Origin of the sequence: Novosphingobium sp., from assembly GCF_032093395.1 — a bacterium.
Taxonomy (GTDB): Bacteria; Pseudomonadota; Alphaproteobacteria; order Sphingomonadales; family Sphingomonadaceae; genus Novosphingobium.
The window spans coordinates 1-4,877 of the sequence record NZ_DAMDBA010000142.1; the positions used below are offsets into that span (position 1 = coordinate 1).

At 66.3% G+C, this 4,877-nt stretch carries 2 protein-coding genes; both read left to right on the forward strand.

The features are described 5' to 3' along the window. The first annotated feature begins 13 nt into the window (after positions 1-13). Positions 14-2,422, forward strand: a complete 2,409-nt coding sequence (locus tag RT424_RS23845) for a TonB-dependent receptor (RefSeq protein WP_313443298.1) — start codon at positions 14-16, stop codon at positions 2,420-2,422. Positions 2,423-2,555: 133 nt separating this feature from the next. Beyond that, entirely contained in the window at positions 2,556-4,847 is a 2,292-nt protein-coding gene (locus tag RT424_RS23850; RefSeq protein WP_313443300.1) for a beta-glucosidase, read from the forward strand. Positions 4,848-4,877: the final 30 nt, after the last annotated feature.

A 4,877-nucleotide genomic window follows, 5' to 3' on the forward strand; every position in this document is an offset into this window, starting at 1 on the left:
TTGCCTTTTTTCCATTTCGACTGCGGCTCACGCACAGGACGCTGCTGCTGTCCAGCAGAGCGCGCCCGCCGTTTCCAGCGGGGACATCATCGTCACCGCCACGCGCCGCGAAACCACGCTGCAATCGACGCCGATCGCGATCTCGGCGTTCAGCCAGGAAACGCTGACGAAGAACGGCGTGAAGGACGTGACCGATCTGGCGCGCTTCGTGCCTTCCTTGCAGTTCAACCAACAGGGCGACCAGTCGGCCGTGCTGTTGACGCTGCGCGGCATCGGCAACGACAGCGCCTATACCGAAGTGGCCGACCCCGAAGTCGCCATCTATATCGACGGTATCTACTCGCCGCGTTCGCAGGGCGCCTCGGTACTGATGTACGACATGGAACGCGTCGAAGTGTTGCGCGGCCCGCAGGGTACGCTGTTCGGCCGCAACGCCACCGTCGGCGCGCTCAGCCTGATCTCGGCCAAGCCCAAGCTCGGTGAATTTTCGGGCAATGTCGAAGTGGTGGGCGGCAACTACGACCGCCTCGGCGTGCGCGGCGCGATCAACATTCCCGTTACCGACAGCCTGGCCTTCCGCGTCGCCTTCGTCAGCGACCGGCACGACGGCTATGCCGACTATCAGCCCGCGCCCGACATCGTCGGCATCAACAAGTCTGCCTTCGTCACTTCGGGCAAGAAGTACTACGCGGCGGATCAGCAGTCGGGCCGCGTCTCGATGCTCTGGCAGCCGGGTGACAAGTTCAGCTGGAATCTCTCGGCCGAAGGCTTCCTGGACAACGGCGCGCCGGTGATCGGCCTGCTCCAGACCCCGCGCGCGGGCACCAAGCGCTGGTCCACGCTCAGCGATACCGCGCCGGAAACCGACCGCTACTCGGTCGCCGTGCGCAGCACTATGAACTACGACATCACCGACGGCGTGCAGGTAAGCTACATCGCCGGCTGGTCGCGCATCGGCGGCAGCACCCGTACCGACGCCGACGCAGGCGCCCTGCCGCCAACCGGCCAGGTGGACGCGGGCGGCAACGACCTGCCGCTCGGCGCCTTCGGCGAGAACGCTACGCTCTCCTCGCGCTACGACTTCCAGAGCCACGAGCTTCAACTCAAGTCCACCGGCGAGAACGCCATCGACTGGATCCTCGGTGCTTATTACAGCCACGAGAAGAACCGGATCCGCTTCGATATCGACCAGCGCAACGGCTACCGCGACGGCACCTTCAGCTGGGCCGGCAGCTTCATCCAGGCCAACCGCCAGATCGACAGCCGCGCCGTGTTCGGCCAGGCCGTGTGGCACGCGTCGGACTGGCTGCGCTTCACCGGGGGCCTGCGCTACACCTCGGACAAGAAGCAGGACATCGGCGGCCGCAACGTGACCTACTCGGGCGAAGGCTGCACCGATGCCGACAAGGCACCCGGCGGCGCCTGCACAGGCGGCATCTTCGGCGCCTATCCGAACGCCACCGCACAGGAACTCGTAGCCCTGCTGCCCGGCTTCTCGATCTCCAGCAACGACGTGAAGGGCAAGTGGGACAAGCTGACCTACCTCGCCCGCGTCGATGCCGATCTGGCCGAGGACACGCTGGGCTATGCCAGCATTTCCACCGGCTTCAAGTCGGGCAACATCCAGGACAACGCCGGGCTGACCGATCCCGAAACGCTGACCAACTACGAAGTCGGCCTCAAGACCCGCCTGCTCGACCGGGCGGTGACGCTGAACCTGGCCGCCTACTATTCCGACTTCAAGGGATATCAGGTCAACCAGGCGGTCACTTTCCGCGACGATGAAGGCAATGTGGTGCGCAGCCAGATCGTGACCCAGAACGCCAAGGGCGCGAAGGCCTATGGCCTGGAAGCGGAAATGAACGCCGCCTTCACGGCCGCCGATCGCCTGAATTTCTCGGCCACCGTGCAGAAGACCAAGCTGGACGATCTGGAAAGCGTGGACGGCCGCCTCTACGACGGCGGCAAGGCATCCTCGATCGTGCAGCTTCAGGGCAACGAACTGGCCCACGCGCCGCGCTTCTCGGCGACGCTGAGCTACGAGCACGATTTCGAACTGGCGAGCGGCGCCCGCATCACCCCGCGCTTTACCACCCACTACGAAACCCGGAGCTGGCTGAGCTATTTCAACGGCGACGCCAATCCCTTCGTAAATGCCAACGACCCGGCCGAGAACATGCCGGATCGCGGCACCAACGGCACGAGCTGGGACAAGCAGAAGGCCTACTTCCGCTCCGACGCCTCGATCCGCTTCGAGCCCGCGGACGGCAAGTATTCGGTCGAGGCCTTCGTCCAGAACATCGAGAACGGACATATCCGTACCGGTGCCGGTGCCTTCGGCGCGCCGCGCTACGATCCGGTGTTCCTCTCGAACCTCCAGCCCCCTCGCACCTGGGGCGTCCGCGCCCGCGCGAGCTTCTAAACAGCTGAGAGAAAAGACCATGACGACCGACTGCCCCTCCTCCGGTCGCGTCGTCATCCTGGGCGGCGGCACGGCTGGCAAGCCGACCGCCGCCCACCTTTCGCCTACCAAGCCTCTCCTTTCCAAGGTGCCGATGACCATGAAGATTGCCGCCCTGCTGGCCGCGCTGACCCTAGGCAGCAGCCTCACCGCTCCGGCCCTGGCGCAACAGGCCGCTCCCCTGGCCTCATCCACCACCGGCACCCATCAATCCGCGCAGGCGCGCGCCGATGCGCTGGTCAAGGCGATGACGCTGGAAGAGAAGCTGCAACTCGTCCACGGCTATTTCCCGCCCTTGGCCAAGCCGGTGCCGCCGATCGCGATGATCCCCTCGGCCGGGCATGTTCCGGGCATCCCGCGCCTTGGCATTCCCACCCTGCGCGAGAGCGACGCCAGCCTGGGCGTCGCCAACCAGATCGAGCAGCGCAAGGGCGACGTCGCCACCGCGCTCCCCGCCAGCATCGCCACCGCCGCCACCTTCAACCCGAAGCTCGCTTATGAGGGCGGCGCGATGATCGGCGCCGAAGCGCGCGCCAAGACCTTCAACGTGCTGCTGGCGGGCGGCGTCAATCTCACCCGCGACCCCTGGAACGGCCGCAATTTCGAATACCTTGGCGAAGACCCGCTGCTGGCGGGCGTCATGGTGGGCGAACATATCAAGGGCGTGCAGAGCAACCACATCGTCTCCACCATCAAGCACTTCGCGCTCAATTCGCAGGAAACCGGCCGCACCGTGCTGGACGCCCGGATCGGCACCGCCGAACTGCGCGAGAGCGACCTGCTGGCCTTCCAGCTCGGCATCGAAGGCGGCAACCCCGCTTCCGTCATGTGCGCCTACAACAAGGTCAATGGCGACTATGCCTGCGAGAACGACTGGCTGCTGAACAAGGTGCTCAAGCGGGACTGGGGCTACAAGGGCTGGGTCATGTCGGACTGGGGCGCGGTCCATTCCACCGAAAAGGCCGCCATCAACGGCCTCGACCAGGATTCCGGGCAGGAACTGGACGACGCGATGTTCTTCGACACGAAGTTCGCCGAAGCGGTGAAGGCCGGGCGCATCCCGATGGCCCGCCTCGACGACATGGTCCGCCGCATCCTGTTCGGCGTGATCGACAGCGGATTGATGGACGATCCCGTTCCCGAGAGCGCCCAGCCGATCGACTACGCGCGCCATGCCGAAGTCGCCCAGCGTGCGGCGGAGGAAGGCATCGTCCTGCTCAAGAACCAGGGCGACCTGCTGCCGCTGGCCAGGACCGCGAAGAAGATCGTGCTGATCGGCGCCCATGCCGACGTCGGCGTGCTTTCAGGCGGTGGATCCTCGCAGGTCCGCTCGGTGGGCGGCGCGCCGGTGGAGATTCCGCTGACCAAGGGCGCGGCGGCCTCCTTCGCGCGGATCACATGGCATGCTTCCTCGCCGCTCAAGGCGATCCAGGCGCTGGCGCCGGGCGCCACCGTCACCTATCTGGACGGCAGCAATCCCAAGGCCGCCGCCGCCGCCGCGAAGAGGGCGGACATGGCGATCGTCTTCGCCTGGGCCTGGCGCACCGAGGCGCAAGACCCCGAGAGCATGGCCCTGCCTGACGATCAGGACGCCCTGATCGATGCGGTTGCCGGCGCCAACCGCAAGACGCTGGTGGTGGTAGAGGCGGGCGGCCCGGTGCTGATGCCGTGGGTCAGCCGCGTGCCCGCCATTCTTCAGGCCTGGTATCCCGGTCAGCGGGGCGGCGAGGCGATCGCCAATATCCTGTTTGGAGAGGTTGCCCCGTCCGGCCGCCTGCCCATCACTTTCCCGGTCGCAGTCGATCAGGCGCCGCGTCCGGAACCGCTCGGCCTTGCCGAACTCCACGCTGCCGAAGCTGGGCGCGATGCCGGGGACAAGACCGTCTACGGCATGAGCGGCGGCGTCGCCTCCTTCCCGGTCGACTATCCCGAAGGCGCCGACGTCGGCTATCGCTGGTATGCCGCGAAGAACCGGAAACCGTTGTTTCCTTTCGGCTTCGGCCTCACCTATACCGCTTTCCGCTATGCCAACCTCAAGGTCTCGGACGGCGCGGGGCTGACCGTGGAGTTCGACGTCACCAACAGCGGCAAGCGCGAAGGCGCCGACGTGCCGCAGCTCTACGTCGAGGCGAAGAGCGCAGCCGGCACCAGGGCCTATCGCCTTGCGGGCTTCGAAAAGGTCCGCCTCGCGCCCGGCGAGACGCGCCGCGTTTCGATGACCGTCGATCCGCATGTCATCGCCCGCTTCGAAAATGGCGCGCCTGGCGGCCAGACGGCCGGCTGGGTGGTCGATGCCGGAACCTATCCGGTGCGGGTGGGCCATTTCGCCGGCGACGCCGCACTGGCAGGAACCGCACGCCTCGATCGGGCTGCCGTCAGGCCCTAGAGTCTGTTTGAAAAATGCCCGAGGGGCATT